Origin of the sequence: Gelatiniphilus marinus (genome assembly GCF_042684345.1) — a bacterium.
Lineage (GTDB): Bacteria > Bacteroidota > Bacteroidia > Flavobacteriales > Flavobacteriaceae > Gelatiniphilus > Gelatiniphilus marinus.
Genome location: NZ_JBHULK010000001.1, coordinates 634159 through 651715, shown reverse-complemented (window position 1 = coordinate 651715; position 17557 = coordinate 634159). Strand labels below are relative to the sequence as shown.

Annotated in this window: 16 protein-coding genes; 9 read left to right on the top strand and 7 right to left on the bottom strand. The window is 34.6% G+C overall.

Annotated features, from left to right (window positions below; translation table 11 throughout):
• Positions 1–38: 38 nt before the first annotated feature.
• The gene (locus ACFSQS_RS02810; RefSeq protein ID WP_388013759.1) at positions 39–1934 is read left to right on the top strand and encodes a tetratricopeptide repeat protein; all 1896 of its coding nucleotides are present in this window, start codon (positions 39–41) and stop codon (positions 1932–1934) included.
• A 95-nt stretch (positions 1935–2029) separates the two neighbouring features.
• Here ACFSQS_RS02810 and ACFSQS_RS02805 read toward each other — a convergent pair whose 3' ends face one another.
• Together ACFSQS_RS02805 and ACFSQS_RS02800 are read right to left on the bottom strand one after the other, a co-directional pair.
• Entirely contained in the window at positions 2030–2950 is a 921-nt protein-coding gene (locus ACFSQS_RS02805; protein ID WP_388013757.1) for a leucine-rich repeat domain-containing protein, read from the bottom strand.
• A 94-nt stretch (positions 2951–3044) separates the two neighbouring features.
• Entirely contained in the window at positions 3045–4649 is a 1605-nt protein-coding gene (locus ACFSQS_RS02800) for a thiol-activated cytolysin family protein (RefSeq protein WP_388013754.1), read from the bottom strand.
• A 547-nt stretch (positions 4650–5196) separates the two neighbouring features.
• On the opposite strand from ACFSQS_RS02800, the gene ACFSQS_RS02795 reads away from it, so the two are divergent.
• The 6 genes from ACFSQS_RS02795 to ACFSQS_RS02770 all read left to right on the top strand — a co-directional run bounded on the left by ACFSQS_RS02795 (position 5197) and on the right by ACFSQS_RS02770 (position 9407).
• Complete coding sequence (locus tag ACFSQS_RS02795; RefSeq protein ID WP_388013751.1) at positions 5197–5613, top strand: thiol-disulfide oxidoreductase DCC family protein; 417 nt, start codon at positions 5197–5199, stop codon at positions 5611–5613.
• 160 nt (positions 5614–5773) lie between these two features.
• Complete coding sequence (locus ACFSQS_RS02790; protein WP_388013748.1) at positions 5774–6064, top strand: hypothetical protein; 291 nt, start codon at positions 5774–5776, stop codon at positions 6062–6064.
• Between the two features lie 151 nt (positions 6065–6215).
• Positions 6216–7298, top strand: a complete 1083-nt coding sequence (gcvT, locus tag ACFSQS_RS02785; RefSeq protein WP_388013745.1) for a glycine cleavage system aminomethyltransferase GcvT — start codon at positions 6216–6218, stop codon at positions 7296–7298.
• A 122-nt stretch (positions 7299–7420) separates the two neighbouring features.
• The gene (locus ACFSQS_RS02780) at positions 7421–8254 is read left to right on the top strand and encodes a sugar nucleotide-binding protein (RefSeq protein WP_388013742.1); all 834 of its coding nucleotides are present in this window, start codon (positions 7421–7423) and stop codon (positions 8252–8254) included.
• A 55-nt stretch (positions 8255–8309) separates the two neighbouring features.
• The gene (locus tag ACFSQS_RS02775; protein WP_388013739.1) at positions 8310–8600 is read left to right on the top strand and encodes a 4a-hydroxytetrahydrobiopterin dehydratase; all 291 of its coding nucleotides are present in this window, start codon (positions 8310–8312) and stop codon (positions 8598–8600) included.
• An 87-nt stretch (positions 8601–8687) separates the two neighbouring features.
• Positions 8688–9407: a YebC/PmpR family DNA-binding transcriptional regulator gene (locus tag ACFSQS_RS02770; protein WP_388013736.1), complete on the top strand. Its 720-nt coding sequence runs from the start codon at positions 8688–8690 to the stop codon at positions 9405–9407.
• Between the two features lie 113 nt (positions 9408–9520).
• Here the strand turns inward: ACFSQS_RS02770 and ACFSQS_RS02765 are convergent, their stop codons facing one another.
• Entirely contained in the window at positions 9521–10249 is a 729-nt protein-coding gene (locus tag ACFSQS_RS02765; RefSeq protein ID WP_388013733.1) for an NYN domain-containing protein, read from the bottom strand.
• Positions 10250–10438: 189 nt separating this feature from the next.
• Between ACFSQS_RS02765 and ACFSQS_RS02760 the strand changes: the two genes are divergently transcribed.
• Positions 10439–13042, top strand: coding sequence for a zinc-dependent metalloprotease (locus ACFSQS_RS02760; RefSeq protein WP_388013730.1), 2604 nt, complete (start codon positions 10439–10441; stop codon positions 13040–13042).
• Between the two features lie 106 nt (positions 13043–13148).
• On the opposite strand, the gene ACFSQS_RS02755 is transcribed toward ACFSQS_RS02760, so the two are convergent.
• A complete protein-coding gene (locus ACFSQS_RS02755; RefSeq protein ID WP_388013727.1) occupies positions 13149–13325 on the bottom strand; it encodes a hypothetical protein in 177 nt (58 codons plus the stop codon).
• 167 nt (positions 13326–13492) lie between these two features.
• Positions 13493–14134: a peroxiredoxin gene (locus ACFSQS_RS02750; RefSeq protein ID WP_388013724.1), complete on the bottom strand. Its 642-nt coding sequence runs from the start codon at positions 14132–14134 to the stop codon at positions 13493–13495.
• A 177-nt stretch (positions 14135–14311) separates the two neighbouring features.
• On the opposite strand from ACFSQS_RS02750, the gene fumC reads away from it, so the two are divergent.
• Positions 14312–15709 (top strand): class II fumarate hydratase, encoded by a 1398-nt coding sequence (gene fumC, locus ACFSQS_RS02745; protein WP_388013721.1) that lies wholly within the window; start codon positions 14312–14314, stop codon positions 15707–15709.
• 143 nt (positions 15710–15852) lie between these two features.
• On the opposite strand, the gene ACFSQS_RS02740 is transcribed toward fumC, so the two are convergent.
• Both ACFSQS_RS02740 and ACFSQS_RS02735 read right to left on the bottom strand, forming a co-directional pair.
• A complete protein-coding gene (locus ACFSQS_RS02740) occupies positions 15853–16443 on the bottom strand; it encodes a Crp/Fnr family transcriptional regulator (protein ID WP_388013718.1) in 591 nt (196 codons plus the stop codon).
• A 176-nt stretch (positions 16444–16619) separates the two neighbouring features.
• Positions 16620–17504 carry a chromosome partitioning protein ParA gene (locus ACFSQS_RS02735; protein ID WP_388013715.1) on the bottom strand — a complete coding sequence of 295 codons (885 nt, stop codon included), beginning with the start codon at positions 17502–17504 and terminating at the stop codon, positions 16620–16622.
• Between the last annotated feature and the right edge of the window lie 53 nt (positions 17505–17557).

Here is a 17557-nt window from a genome sequence, read left to right as displayed (position 1 = left end):
GGATTTTGAATTATATTGGGTGTGCTAAACAACATCTTATGAAATTTAAAGTTTTTTTGCCCTTAATGGGACTCATTTTTTCGCAATTGCTCTGCGCCCAAAACACAAAACTTATTGATAGTTTAAAATTAGAACTGGAATCTAGAAAAGAAGACGACTCGATAAAAGTGATGATTTTAACCCGTTTGCACGAAAAACTCATGTTTTCTAAACCCGAGGAAGCCAAAGCTTACGCCGAAAAAGAATTGGAAATTTCGAAAAAAATCAATTACAGAAGAGGTATCGCCGTTGGCAACATGCACCTTGGCGACTATTACGGCAACCGAAGCGAGAATGATTCGGCATTGTACTATTACACCATTGCAAAAGAACATTTTAAAGCCATAAACAGTACACGAGGGTTAATATTTATCAACCATTCTTTATCATCAATCGAAAGTACAAATGGCAATTTGGATAAAGCCATTTCTATTACTAAAGAAAATATTGAACTTATAAAAACACATGAAAAAGAAGGTGAACCCAAAACCAAATTTCTTGGTGCTCAGTACAACTCGTTAGCAAATATTTACATTGAAAAAGCTAATTTTAAAACCGCTTTAATATATGCGTTTAAAGCATTAGAAGCCTTTGAAGCCATAAATCATGAATCTAGAAAAGCCGATGTTTTAAAGCAAATTGGAGATATAGAAAGTGGTTTAGAAAACCATGAATCTTCAATAAAATATTTTAAAGAAGCTTTAGATATTTACGAACGCTTTGAGGAAACGTTTTATGCTGCATACACTTATAATTCACTAGGTATATCTTATCAAAATCTAAACGATTACGCTTCCGCGGAAAGCTATTTTAATTTGGCAGTTGAAAATGCCAAAAAAGTTGAAGACAATTTAGGAATTACGAATGCCTTGCACAATCTTGGAGAAATTAAAAGGCTTCAAAACAAAAATACTGAAGCAAAAAAAATACTAATAGAAGCAAAAACCATAGCCGAAAAAGAAAATATAAAATTGGGCTTAGCAAATGCTTTACATAGCCTTTCTAAAATAGATTACCAATCTAAAAATTATAATTCATCGTTAAACAACAATAAAGATGCCATAGATATTTCAAAGTCGTTAGGTGCCATGTCGCACCTCGCCGATTTGTACAAATACCGTTCAACAATACTCGAAGGTCTTAATAAAAGTAATGATGCCTTAGGTTTTTTGAAGTTATACCATACCATTAACGACAGTTTATTTACTACAAAAAAATCACAGCAAATAGAGGAGCTAAAAGCCATTTACGAATCTGAAAAAAAGGAAGCAAAAATTACGCTTCAGAAAAAAGAAATTGAAACTTTAAATACTCAAACAGAAAATGATAAGCTCACCAAAACACTTTATGGTATTGGAATGTTTTCATTTCTAACTATTGCTGGTCTAATTTATTTCAGTTTTAAACAGCGTATTAAAAAAAATAAAATTGAACGCGAAAAACAAGAGGAAATTTTAAAACAAGAAATAGAATTTAAAAAGAAAGAACTCGCCTCGCAAACGCTGCATCTGGTTCAAAAAAACACGTTTATTAGCGAGTTAAAAGAAAATCTAGAAAAAATAAAACAATCGCCACAACTTTTTAAAGTAGAATTTAGGCGACTGGTAATGTTACTGAGGAAAGAAAGTGCAGAAGACAAAGATTGGGAAGTCTTTAAATCGTATTTTTCTGAAGTGCACAACAACTTTGATATTAAGCTAAAGGAAATTTATGCAGACATTACTGAAAAAGAAATCCGATTAGCATCATTTTTACGCATGAACCTCTCTACCAAAGAAATAGCCTCTATGCTTAATGTATTGCCGGAAAGTGTTTCGAAATCTAAATACCGATTAAAAAAGAAATTGAATTTAAACAAAGACGTCGATTTAAATCAATTCTTAAATAATCTGTAAATTTGTGTCATTAAATAAAATCAACAACTAATCCCGTTGTTCATTTTAAATCAGAACAGCTTAAAATGCACAACGGGTTAACAACAATAGTTTAATTATTCTTTAATAAATTTTACGGTATAGCCATTTGCTAGCTTTAAAAAGTACAAGCCTCTTGCTAGTTTATTGATCTCTATTGAGTTTTCATTGTTTATAGAACCTTTAGCAACTTGTTTCCCTAAAGCATTATAAACAACATAGCTTTCGGGTTGCTTTAACCCAGGAATAAAGATATTACTTTTTGCAGGATTAGGATATACCCCAAATGAATTATTTAGGGTAATAGCATTTAAATTTAGCGTGCCATTTATACTCCCAAAGTCTTGCCAAACAGCCGAGGCTGAATAAGCACTTTCACTTCCTACAGGAACATTTAGTGTTATTAAAGACAAGTCGAGATTCCAAAACCTATGGATAGTAATGTTTATTGGCGATACAACGTTTATATTTACTGTTGCTAAACTATCACAGCTTGAAAAGGCATAAGTACCGATTGATTGTACAGATTCTGGTATTGTAATTGACGTTAAATCTTGACAATACGCAAATGTGCTCATGCTTATTGTGGTAATCTTATCTGGAATATTAACGCTAACTAATTTGGTACAATATAAAAAAGCCCCTTCGCCTATTGATGTTACTGAATCTGGTAATATCATTGATGTGATGCCGCGACAATCTCTAAACGCATAATCTTCTATGGTTATTATTGAGTTTGGCAGACTAATACTTGTTACGCTTAAGCAGCCCCTAAATGCCTCATAACCAATAGCAGTAACATGATACGTTGTGTTAGCATAGTTTACAGTTGCCGGTATTATAATATTTCCAGTATATTTTTGCGTTTTACTTGTTACCTCTACATCGGTAGAATTTAAAATATTGTAATTTATGCCATCTACCTCAAAGCTTTGGGCAGTTAATTCTCCTAAACTTATTAGGGCAATGAATATATATAGATGTATTTGTGTTTTCATTTTATTGTTTTTTTATGTGAAATAACAGCCGACACCAAGTTGTTGAATCTACAACTTTAGGTGCCAACTGTTTTGACTAAAAATAAGGTACTTATTAATAAATTCTCCATAAATAATAATAGGCTCTAAACTCACTACCTGGTAATTCTTTTAAATCTATACGCTCATAATCAATATCATCTTTATCCAGATCACCATCATCATTTATGTCCATTATTTGATTCACATCTTTTAAATACACCTTTCTCGTTTCTTTCCCAAAATATTCCGGATCAAAAGCCCCGTTACTTTCATAAAACTCTGCATAGAGCTTAATATAATCATTATTAACATCTGGCTTATAGAGTTCTACTTCTGCAAACTTATTATTAATGCCCACAAATTCATCTTCTTCAACCTCTAATGCCGGATCTGAATTGTAGTGTTTTTTAAATTCCTCAACAACCTCCCCTCCTTGATAGATACCAATTTCTATGTCGCCGTAAATCTCTAAATTGTTTTCACCTTCATGTTTTTTAGGCTTAATGCCATGTAACCCAATATAAAATCTTTGATATGCTTCATAGCAGGTTCTTATATTATATTCGCTAGACAGTACCACGTTGGCCACTGGAAAACCTTTTCTAATATACCTTAGTGTATATCCTAATGGCGCACCAGGTGAATCGATTGAATACTCACCGCCCTCGGTAATATAATTATATACGCCTTCTGGTCCAGTAACAACTTGTGCCGCATCACCAGAAGAACCTCCAACAACCAAAGCTTTAACAGTTGAACTGTTCCAAAAGCTCTGATGTTCACCTTGTCCGTTTACTTCCCCTCCTGAAAAAGCCGCGTTAAATGCTGCTTGTGTATCTGTAAATTTAGAATTAGTCTCAACAGTATATATTAACATACGCCCGTATTTTACAGACGATACAATAACTGGGCTTGTAGCATCCAAACTAGGTGTAGAAGAAAAAAGTTTTCCTGGATTTTGGCTATCTTCTATCGTCAGATCAATAGTATAATACACTTGTAGGTATTTAATAACATATTTGTGCTTTTTCTCTGAACTATTAAAATTAAATGCCCCAGACACACTGTTTTTTCCTTTTGTGTAGCTAGCTCCTAGTGCTAAACTTAAATGTTCTTCGGAATATACTTCTTCTGTAGTGAAATTAACTTTAGCCGAAGCAGAACCTGTAACACCTTGCTGTAGCATATCTTTCACACCTGTTCTAACCGTATTAATATTAGGGTTTTCAATGTACGCTGAAGGTTTCCCATTTAAATTTTCTAAAGATACCGATAAGGTAATAGGTGACCTATTCCCTGTTATTCCGATATATTCTCCTGTTGGAATAGATTCTCCTTTTAACATAGCGCCAGGATAGATAACATCACTGGTAGGGTCTAATAATATCATTTCACTAAACCCAGGCGCCATTTTATATTTATTTACAACACATTCATTATTTTGCCCCTCTCTTTCTTTACTTACCTCCTCAATAAACTCCTCTTCAGATATTTCTGACTGACTAAAATTGCCTAAGCCAGCCAATAGATTATTTACCTCTGCTAAAGCTTCTCCAGACAATTCTTTTGGTGCATCATTATTTACACTTTCTGAACTACACCCGTTGCAAGAAAAGAAAATGGTTATGAATGCCAATACATATACTATTGGTTTCTTTGTTAATAGCTGTGTTTTCATAATTTATAGTTTTTGTGATTCAACAGTCATAAAATTAAATAGTAATGCAACTAAAAACTAATTTATGGCATGGACAAAGTATAGACACAATGGTAACAATTAACAGTTTGTAAGCTTTTGAGATAATAAAATTTTAAACACACAATAACACATAAATGCTTATTTATCAATATTTTAAAAATTAAATCAACTGCTTTATGGAAAAGCTTATCATAGATTTCTTATGGACAAACTAATATTACCTCATAGACTGATTAGCATTTTCAATAGAATTAACTTCTATCTTAGAAACCTTCGAATTTTATAAACAAATAACTGTAAACCAAGTTTAAAATTGCCGATAAAAATCAATGATGGAACTTTCAAATCACAAGCTACAGGAATGTTTTGGCATCTAATTGCCCAAGAGCGTTTAAAAATTGGAATACCTATTGGAAGAGGAATTGAATTTAGGCAAAGAACCCAGTTTGGATGTGTTTTTAAGCAATTTGTAAATCCCTATCTTTGTAATATCATTCTGAGTCCTTCCTCACAATGAAGAACTATTATGCTAAAACTTCCTAAAAACAAAAAACTCATCCTCTTTGATGGTGTTTGCAACCTTTGCAACAGCAGCGTAAAATTTATTATAAAACACGACAAAAAGAACTTGTTTGTGTTTACCGCCTTACAAAGCGATGCTGGGAAAGAAATTATTGAAACCTATAATATTGATACCAAAAAAACAGATTCAATTTTACTTTACACCGCCAAAAAAGGTATTGATTATAAAAGTACAGCCGCTTTAAAAATAGCTTCAAACTTAAGATTCCCTATTAATTTAATGAGCGTGTTTTTTATTGTCCCGCCGTTTATTCGCCATTGGGTTTACAATTATATTGCGAAAAACAGATATAAATGGTACGGTAAAAAAGATAGCTGTATGATACCAACACCCGAGTTGAAAAACAGGTTTTTAAACTAACTGAATAAACAAGCCTAATCTTACATTATTAGCAGGTTTTTAAAAATAGCTCATTATAACAAGTTTGTTTTTAATTTACTAAAAACAGAACGCTAAAAAAAAATGATGTTAACATTAAATCTGTTTATATTTAACACCATATAATTGTAAGCCATAAACTATGAAACCCTTAAAAACCACAAGTTTAATTTTAGTAATACTACTGGCATTTGCAGCTATTGCAGCTTTGTTTTTAGGTGGTTTTATGCCTCTGTTTTCAATTGCTTTTGGTATATTGTTTGTCTATTATTTGTTTATTTATATTGCTTTGGTTTTACTTAGTAAAAAAGAAAATACCATATTAAAATGCATAATGGTTTCATTATTTTTAATGCCCATTTTATGGGGTCTTTTTGCTCCAGAGTCTCTTTTTAATTTCTTGCTTCAAGGTGTAAAAATGGATTTCAGATAGGGCTGTGCAATACAAAAAACAATTTGCTTTATTATCTGTAATTCTTTTCATTCCGCGAAAGCGATATTTATAAATTTTCATACATTTGTTTTTGTTGTAAATTAATAACATTCCCTCATTTCGAGCGGATATTAAAATAATTATTTCCAAAATGAAAAACACAGCCTTATCTAAAACCCACGAAGCTCTTGGAGCAAAAATGGTGCCCTTTGCCGGTTACAATATGCCCGTACAGTACGAGGGTGTAAATGTAGAACACGAAACCGTAAGAAATGCAGTTGGCGTGTTCGATGTATCGCACATGGGCGAGTTTCTAATTGAAGGCGAACATGCACTGGATTTAATACAGAAAATAAGCAGTAACGACGCCAGTAAACTAACTGTTGGCAAAGCACAATACAGTTGTTTTCCAAATGAAAATGGCGGTATTGTTGACGATTTAATCATTTATAAAATTAAAGAACAAACCTATTTATTGGTGGTTAATGCCAGTAATATTGAAAAAGATTGGAACTGGATTCAATCTAAAAACAATGTTGGGGCCACTATTCGCGATTTAAGCGACGACTATGCGTTACTTGCCATTCAAGGCCCAAAAGCCATTGAAGCGATGCAAAGCATTACAAGCCACGATTTATCGGCTATTAAATTTTACAATTTTGTGGTTGGCGATTTTGCTGGTATCGAGCATGTTATTATATCGGCAACAGGCTACACCGGCAGTGGCGGATTTGAAATTTACTGTAAAAATTCTGAGGTAAAACAAATCTGGGATGCCGTGTTTAAGGCTGGGGCAAATTACGGCATTAAACCCATAGGTTTAGCGGCCCGCGATACTTTGCGCTTGGAAATGGGCTATTGCCTTTACGGAAATGATATAGACGATAACACTTCGCCTATTGAAGCAGGATTGGGTTGGATAACAAAATTTACTAAAGATTTTACAAATTCTGAAGCTTTAAAAGCCGAAAAAGATCGTGGTGCAGAACGTAAATTAATCGCTTTTAAATTAGACGAGCGAGGAATTCCGCGTAAAGGCTACGATATTGTTGATGGTAACAGACAAAAAATTGGCGTGGTTACCTCGGGTACCATGTCGCCAAGTTTAGGCATAGGTATTGGCCTGGGCTATGTGCCAACTGTTTTTGCATTGGCCAATAGTAAAATAAACATACAAATTCGTAAAAAAGTAGTTCCTGCAACCGTTGTAAAACCTCCATTTTATAAAAGTTAGCAAACAATTTCAAATTGAATTAAAATGTCAGTTTGAGCCTGTCGAAAACCTAACTCTAATCTATAATAGAAAGACTTCGACAAGCGCGGGCTGACATTTTATCTTTAAATTGGCTTTTGCAAATGAAACAGGAAAAAGATAATAAGCATCGTATTTTAATTTTAGGCGCAAGCGGCTTTTTGGGCGGTGCCATTTACAAAGAACTCTGCCCCTATTTTAAAACCTTTGGCACGTATAATATTACCAATAAAGCGTTTGAAAAAAACCATCACTTTTTTCAGTATAATATTCAAGAAGATGATATTTATGAAATTCTGGATATTGTTAAACCAACCATAATTATTTCGGCACTTCGCGGCGATTTTTCAAAGCAAGTTTTACTGCATCAGCACCTTGTTGAATATGTGTTTTCAAAAAAAATCAAACTCCTATTTTTATCGTCTGCCAATGTTTTCGATGCCTACAGCAAATACCCAAGTTACGAAACCGATAAAACATACAGCAATAGCATTTACGGGCATTTCAAAATTAAAATTGAGAACATGCTTTTACGATTGCCCAATAAGCAAGTTGCTATTTTGCGTTTGCCCATGGTTTTTGGTAACCAATCGCCTAGGGTGTTGGAAATGCTTAAGCTTATAAAACAAAAAGAGCCCATTGAGGTGTTCCCAAATTTAATAATTAATGTAACAACCGATACTAAAGTAACACAGCAAATACATTATATAATCAATAGGAACAAAAGTGGTATTTTTCATTTGGGAAGCAACGATTTGGTGCATCACGACGATTTTATAAAAGAAATAGTAACCTCGCTAAACACACAAAAAGCCCTTTACAAACAAGTATATACAACCAACAACGACAGGTATCTAGCGGTGCTGCCAAAGTATAACTTACTACCCAAAAACCTACAGCTGCACAGCCAGGATATTTTAAGAGCATTAAAAAAATAGTTGATTTTAATACCTAAAACAAGTATTTTGGACGAATATTTTTAAACGATAAATTATGGACAAACTAACTATAGACCACATAGAAAAAAAGCTACTGCATTTACCGGATTGGGAATACGGCGATGGTGCAATTCATGCTGAATTTGAATTCGAAAACTTTAAAGACTGCTTTAGCGCCATGAGCCGAATTGCGTTTGAGTGCGAAGCCCTAAACCATCACCCCAATTGGAGCAACGTTTATAATGTGCTAACAATTTCTTTATCCACACACGATGCCAACGGTGTAACAGAAAAAGATTTTAAATTGGCAAGAGCCATCGAAAATATTGTTGAACCGGACGAATAAAAAACTTGCAGTTAACAATCTCGGTTTTCAGAATTTTTTAAATTTGTGTGATTGAAAATTGGGTAATAACAAAATAAAAAAAATATTATGGGAAGAGCTTTCGAATTTAGAAAAGCAAGAAAAATGAAACGTTGGTCTGCCATGAGCAAAGCCTTTACACGTATTGGTAAAGATATTGTAATGGCGGTAAAAGAAGGCGGTCCAGATCCCGATAGCAATTCGCGCTTGCGTGCTGTAATACAAAACGCCAAGGCCGTAAACATGCCCAAAGACAATATCGAGCGCGCCATTAAAAAAGCAACCGAAAAAGGCCAAGGCGATTATAAAGAGGTTATTTTTGAAGGTTACGCACCACATGGCATCGCTGTTTTGGTAGAAACGGCAACCGATAACAATACACGAACCGTAGCCAATGTACGCAGTTATTTTAATAAATGCGATGGAAGTTTAGGCACTTCGGGCTCGGTGGTTTTTATGTTCGACCACAGCTGTAATTTCAGGATTAATGCCGAAGGTTTAGACCCAGAAGAAATAGAATTGGAATTTATAGATTTTGGTGCCGAAGAGGTTTTTGCAGACGACGATGGTATTTTAATTTACGCACCTTTTGAAAGCTTTGGAGCAATTCAAGCGGAATTGGAACGCAGGGATATTGAAATATTATCCTCTGGTTTTGAGCGTATTCCACAAGTTACAAAACCTTTAACAGCAGAAGAAGCCGCAGAAGTTGAAAAACTATTGGAAAAGCTTGAAGAAGATGATGATGTGCAGAACGTATATCACACCATGGAGGAAAGTACTGAATAGAGTTTAACAGAAAACGTTGTTCTTAGTTTATTTTAGAATCTCATCTCGCACAGAATATTAATTGTTATGAGAATCTTAAACAAGTTAAGATGGATTAAAACGTACTATTTATTCTATTTATTCCTCACATAAATCAACTTAAACCGCGTATTGCTCTGGTCGCGCTGTTCCATTTCAAATTGCGGCAACGATTTAAAAAGCGGGGTTAGTTTGGCAAACCCAAAATTTCTTGAATCAAAATTGGGCTGCTTTTTAAGTATCAACGAACCCACATCGCCCAGAAAAGCCCAACCATCGTCATCGGCAGCATCATCAACAGAATTTTGAAGTAGTTTAATAACTTTGGGTGTAATGCTATATAAATTCTTCTTTTTTATTTTTATGCCTTTTTCGTCTTTATCGGTATCATTTTTAAGGATTTCCAAATAAATAAACTTATCGCAAGCTACAATAAACGGGTTTGGGGTTTTTTTCTCGCCCATGCCATAAACCTGCATGCCTGCTTCTCGTAAGCGTGTGGCAAGTTTTGTAAAATCGCTATCGGACGATACCAAGCAAAACCCGTTTACCTTCTCAGAATAAAGAATGTCCATGGCATCAATAATCATAGCAGAATCGGTAGCATTTTTACCTGTAGTATAGCCGTATTGCTGTATGGGTGTTATTGCATTTTCAAGCAGTATATTTTTCCATTTCGATAAATGTGGCTTGGTCCAATCGCCATAAATCCTTTTAATGGTTGGTGTGCCGTACTTTGTTATTTCTTCCATCATTTCAGAAATGTACTTAGATGGTATGTTGTCGCCATCAATTAACACGGCTATTTTACTGTCTGTTATCATATTGCATAAAGGTACTTAAATAAAAGAGAATATAAATAAGCTTTGCGTTTTCTTCAGTTTATTTTAATAAAACCAGTACACTTTAAAGGTTTTAACATTTTATAAAGAAATAACCGTTTCATTCTTTTTATTTTTAGCTTCGTTAATAAAAAACTACACTAATTACATTCCAATTAAACATTTAATGTTATGAAACACAAAAAAATTAGAGCCTTAAAATTTTTAAGCCTCGTATTTTTGCTAGCGGTTTTTATTATGCCGCTAAATGCCGAAGCACAAAAAAAGAAACGAAGCAAGAAAAAAAACCAAGTGGAAGCACCGGTTAAACCAGCTCCAAAAAAATCTAAAGAAAAGAAAATTGAAGATCTTGTTAAATCCAGCAAAAAAATAGAAGGGCTTTTTACCATATACCAAGATACGATTACGGGATCTATACAAATGTTAATTTCAGACAACCAGATTAATAAAGAGTACATTTATTTTAGCCAAATTGCAGATGGCGTAATGGATGCCGGCAGAATTGTTAGGGGTATGTACCGGGGGTCTAAGGTATTCAAAATAAAAAAGCATTTTAACAAAATTGAATTAGAAACACAAAATAACTCCTTTTATTTCGACCCTAACAGTCCGCTTTCAAAATCTAAAAACGCCAACATTAGCCATGGCAATATGGCTAGTGTAAAGATTGAAGCGCACGATAAAAAGAAAGGGCTTTATTTAATTAAGGCAGACGGTTTGTTTTTAAGCGAAACCCTATCTCAAATAAAAAGACCTAGATTCCCCGGGCAATCGCCAACGGCATTCAAACTTGGTAATTTAAGCAAGACCAAAACCAAGATAAATTCAATTAGAAATTATGAAGCAAATACCAATCTTAAAATAGAATATGTGTATTCCTCGCCTTCTGTTTTAAATAGCGGATCTAACGCTGTAGTAGATGGCAGAAACGTAAGTATTAAAGTGTTTCATAGCTTAATGGAAATGCCCGATAACGATTACGAAATACGATACGACGACCCAAGGGTAGGGTATTTTTTAACACAAGTAGATGATCAAACATCTACCAGTGCAACACCTTATCGAGATTTGGTACACCGTTGGAACTTAAAAAAGAAAGACCCGAATGCGGCTATTTCTGAACCTGTTGAACCCATAACATGGTGGATAGAAAACTCGACCCCTTTGGAGTGGCGAGAAACCATTAAAAATGCTGTTTTACAATGGAATGTAGCTTTTGAAAAAGCTGGATTTAAAAATGCCATAGCAGTAAAAATTCAACCCGATGATGCCCAATGGGATGCAGGAGATATTAGGTACAACGTATTACGCTGGACATCGTCTCCGCAACCTCCCTTTGGTGGCTACGGACCAAGTTTTGTAAACCCAAAAACAGGACAGATTTTAGGCTCTGATATTATGCTGGAATATGTGCATTTTACCAATAGAGTGATGTACGATAAGCTTTTCGACCTCGCATCGTTAAACCAAACTTTTGATGATGTACAAATGCATGCAGACGATAAAATGTACTGTTCATTAGGCCATGTAATGCACGAAAACACCTTGTTTGGTAAGGCTGTTTTACAAGCAACAAATGCTTCTGATTTAGAAATGAAACGCATGAAAAAAGAAGCGATGACTGCCTTAATTATGCATGAAGTTGGGCATACTTTAGGTTTAAATCATAATATGAAAGCTAGCCAGTTATTCTCGCCAGAGCAACTTGCTGATGCCAATTTTATTAAAGGCAAATGCTTAACAGGCTCGGTTATGGATTATGCCGCTATTAACCTTACAAAAGACCGAAGCAAACAAGGGCAATATTACGATATGGCTGTTGGGCCATACGATATTTGGGCCATACAATTTGGCTATACCCCTTTTAAAAGCAAAGAAGAAAAAGAAGCCTTGTTAAACCAATCGACTAAGCCAGAACTTATTTTTGGAAACGATGCCGATGATATGCGATCACCAGGAAAAGCAATCGACCCACGTGTTATGGTTGGAGATTTATCAAACGACCAGATAGCCTATTCTAACGACCGTTTCGAGATTATAAACACCATGATGAAGGGCATAAAAGATAAGTTTTCAAAACCTGGGCAATCGTATCAAGAATTAAGACAGGCCTATTATATTTTAAGTGGTCAAAGAGGCAATGCAGCCAATGTGGTTTCTAGGTTTATTGGAGGTGTTTATGTCGATAGAGCTATGGCTGGTCAACCAGGAGCAGCACAACCATACACTCCAGTAAGTTTAAAAGACCAAAAAAGAGCTATGGCAACACTTAACAAATACGTTTTTGCACCAAATGCTTTTGATGCACCTAACGATTTATACAATTACTTAGCTATGCAGCGCCGTGGTTTTGGATTTTTCAGTTCGTCAGAAGATCCAAAAATTCACCGCCAGGTATTGGGTTATCAAAAAAACGTATTAAACCATTTGTTGCACCCAAACACATTACAGCGCATCACAGACTCTGAGTTGTATGGCAATACATATAAATTATCTATGGTAATGCGCGATTTAAATAATGCTATTTTTAAAGCAGATATATATTCTAATGTAAATTCGTTTAGACAAAATTTACAATTGGAATATACCAATATGTTAATTGATATGTTAACCGGTAAGCAAAGTAGCAGATACTCTAACAACGTAAAATCCATGGCCTTATATAATTTAAAAACAATAAGAACCATGGCTGCTCCGTCAGGAAATATTGCATCTAGAGCACACAAACAACATTTAAGAACACGTATTGACAATGCTTTAAAAGAGGTTAAATAAAAACCGTTTAAATAATCACAAAAAAGCCATATCGGTAAATCGATATGGCTTTTTTATTTTAATAAACCCCAATGGCTTGTGGCAATATAGGGAAAATAGGTAATTTTTAAGCTGCTTCGCGCTTAGCTTTTTTTTCTGCTCTAATTTCTTTTAATCTTTCAATTAATGCACCACCAATCCAATACGGAACTACGTATAATGTTAAAAACAACATAAGCCAAAAGCCCATGGAAAAAATGATTAAAAATGCTAAAAATCCTAAATATTGGTCAAATTCAAACATATTATTTAAGTGTCTAATTAAAAGTGTTATACAAATATATAGTAATGCAGTGGCTTATACAATACCATAATAATAATAAATTACAATTTATTTTCTTTTTATATAAGGGTTGTAAATTAAGTTTAGCGAACAAATCTTTAATGTGCCACAAATTAATAGTCTTATTATTAATCTAAATTAGGTTGAGGCGTCATTCGTAAATAAGGCTTAACCTCTTTATGGCCTTTAGGAAATAAACTTGGTATATCGGCCGTTGCAACAGCAGGTACCACAACACAATCGTCTCCATTTTGCCAATTGGCAGGTGTTGCAACTTTATGGTAAGCCGTTAGTTGCAACGAATCGATAACGCGTAGCAATTCATCAAAATTTCTACCCGTTGAAGCCGGATATGTAATTATCAGTTTTACTTTTTTATTGTTATCGATTACAAACACCGAGCGCACCGTAAGGTTACTATCTGCGTTTGGATGAATCATATCGTAAAGCTCAGACACTTTTTTGTCTTCATCTGCAATAATAGGAAAGTTAACTATTGTATTTTGGGTTTCGTTAATATCTTTTATCCAACCGTGGTGCGACTCAAGACCATCAACACTTAAAGCCACAACTTTTACGTTGCGCTTATCAAATTCAGCTTTGTATTTGGCCACAGTACCCAATTCTGTTGTGCATACCGGAGTGTAATCTGCTGGGTGCGAAAATAAAATACCCCAACTATCGCCTAACCAATCGTGAAAATCTATTTTTCCTTCTGAAGTTTCTGCGGTGAAATTCGGTGCTTCATCACCTAGTCTTATTGTTGCCATAATTTAATGTGTTTTTATACTATATTTTAAACTTACTAAATTAATCGATTTTAAACAAAACAAGCCAAAAGATTCGTTATTTATATGTTAAAAAGAAGTTGTAAAAACTAACAAATATCATAATAAAAACCAGGTCAAATCAACTAACTTTGTAACTTACATTTAAACCATTTTACTATGAGTTACAGAATAGAAAAAGATACTATGGGCGAGGTAAAAGTACCTGCCGATAAGCTTTGGGGCGCACAAACCGAACGCTCCAGAAACAACTTTAAAATAGGAGCTGCAGCCTCTATGCCTCTAGAAATTGTTTATGGTTTTGCATATCTAAAAAAAGCAGCGGCTTATACCAATTGCGAACTTGGGGTTTTGCCTATAGAAAAGCGCGATTTAATTGCACAGGTATGCGATGAAATTTTGGAGGAAAAACACAACGACCAATTTCCATTGGTTATTTGGCAAACAGGTTCCGGAACGCAAAGTAATATGAATGTAAACGAGGTTATTGCAAACAGAGCGCATCAAATTGCTGGAAAAACCATTGGTGAAGGTGAAAAAACCATTCAGCCAAATGATGATGTTAACAAATCGCAATCTTCAAACGACACCTTTCCTACGGGCATGCACATTGCTGCTTATAAAAAAGTAGTTGAAACCACTATTCCGGGTGTTAAACAATTACGCGACACATTACACAAAAAAGCCGAAACCTTTAAAAATGTGGTTAAAATTGGTCGTACCCATTTAATGGATGCCACGCCACTAACACTTGGGCAAGAACTATCGGGCTATGTGGCACAATTAGACCATGGCATAAAAGCTCTCCAGAACTCTTTACCGCATTTAAGCGAGTTGGCCTTGGGCGGTACTGCCGTTGGTACGGGGTTAAATACACCAAAAGGCTATAGCAAACGTGTTGCCGAATATATAGCAGAATTTACAAAATTACCTTTTATAACAGCACCAAATAAATTTGAAGCTTTAGCGGCACACGATGCCATTGTAGAAACCCACGGGGCATTAAAACAGTTGGCCGTATCATTAAATAAAATTGCGAATGACGTTAGAATGATGGCCTCTGGTCCGCGCTCGGGTATTGGCGAAATTACAATTCCTGCCAACGAGCCTGGGAGCTCTATCATGCCTGGTAAAGTAAACCCCACGCAATGCGAGGCTTTAACCATGGTTTGCGCCCAAGTTATGGGCAACGATGTGGCCATTGGTGTTGGTGGTATGCAAGGGCATTACGAGCTTAATGTTTTTAAGCCCGTAATGGCGGCAAATCTTTTGCAATCGGCACAATTAATTGGTGATGCCTGTGTGAGTTTTGATGTTAATTGTGCTGTTGGTATAGAGCCAAACCAAGCGGTTATAACAAAATTATTGAACAATTCCTTAATGCTCGTAACCGCATTGAATACTAAAATAGGATATTATAAAGCAGCCGAAATAGCCAATACAGCCCATAAAAACGGCACTACGCTAAAAGAAGAAGCTATTAATTTAGGTTATGTTTCCGCAGAAGATTATGATGCCTGGGTAAAACCCGAAAATATGGTTGGAAGCTTAAAATAAAATCTAAACAAAAATAGGGTATAAAAGAGGCTGTCTTTTCAAACAGCCTCTTTTTTTGGTTGGTTTGCTATCAATTATCCAATGTGTTTTAAAAATAAACTAAGGAAAAATCTTCTTCAAATATATTATTTTTTACATTATTATCAATTAACATTTGTTAATGGGCAACCAATTTTTTTTCTAATCCTGCTTAATTGAACGGGTGTTATACCAAGATAGGATGCTATATGGTGTTGGGAAATCAATGAATCTACATCGGGTATTTGCTTTTTTAACTCCAGATATCGCTCTTTAGCGTTTAACGTAATAGATTCAATAATACGTTTTTCGTATTTTATGTAAAGGTACTCTAAAACCTTGGTATATAAAGTCTTAAGATTTGGTTTAGAATTGCATAAATGCATGGTTTTGTAATAATCTATTTCATAGATTTCACAATCTGTAACAGCTTGAAAAACAAAGGCTGATGGTTTTCTTCTCATTAAAGCTGTTAAGGAGGCCGCAAAACTAATTGGCAGGTAAAAACTTTTATTAAATTCTTTTCCGGATTCTGTTATTAAATAAGACCTAACAATACCAGAAACAACCATATACGCTTTAGAAGGAACCTCGTTTATTTTTACAATTTCTGTACCTGCTTTGATTATTTTAAAGGTTGATATTTTTTTAATTTCAGAATAGGTGTCTTCTGAAATTTTTGAAATAGAATTTAAAAACACAAAGTTACTATCCATATAACAGGGCTTGGTTTTTGGCACTTTACCAAAAATAACATCTTCCGCCCCATTGGCCAATATATTATCTGCAATTTGCAAATAAACTTGATAATGTGTTTAATAATTAAAAAAACAAGCATTAAAAAACCCCGAGTTTTGCTCGGGGTTATGCTCTTAAGTGTTATATAATGTGTTTACTTTAAGGTAAACTCTGAGCTGGAAACTAAATCTTTTTCGTTAAAAACATTAACGGTATAACGTCCTTTTTCGAATTTCTCCTTGCCTTTTGATGCTACAAACTCGCAAATGTTAAGACTGCCATTTTCGTAATTAAACTTGCTTATTATGCTGTAGTTTAGTGTTTTATCTCCAAACTGCACTTGCTCGTTCGACCCTAAAGTATTGTTTTTTGGGTCTATAACCTGTACATATAATTCTTGATCTCCAGCTTGTACCAAAGCGTTTTTAGCAACGGTAAAGCACACTCTAATTTTATCTACTCTACTCGCTCTTTCAGTTGGAATTAATTTACCTGAAGTTCTTTCAATTACTCCAAATCCTTTTAAACCTACCGTATTTAAAACCGCGGCGTTTTCAACAACTTCGGCTAAAGCGGTGTTTTGCACCAATAAAGAATCTGTAAACATGGTACGCTCTTCTAAGCGCACTCTGGTACTGTCTAAAGAGGTTGCCAAGTAAGAGTTCTCTACTCTTAAAGAATCGTTTTGTGCCAACAACACATCCATTTCTTTTTGAAGTGATACATATTTTTGCTTGTACCTCCATAGGCTTTTTACGTTTGTTTCAGATATTTTTAAAGAATCTATTAACCCTTGAATACGCGATCTGGCCTCAATTAAGTTTTGGTTTGCCACTTCATTTTCTCCAATGGCCTCGTCGTACTGTTTAGCCATGGCGTTTAAATCGTTCATTACCAACTCCTTTTGCTCTGTTAATTCTTTGGTGTTTTTATCACTTTCGCTTTTTAAATTAAAAGTGTAAAACAATGTTCCTAAAAATAAAACCAAAGCGATTCCTAAAGCCACTTTTAATCCCGTACTACTTTTGCTATTTTCCATAATTATTACTTGTTTTAATTGTTTGTTTGTCTTTTTGTTAATCTTAAATTTTA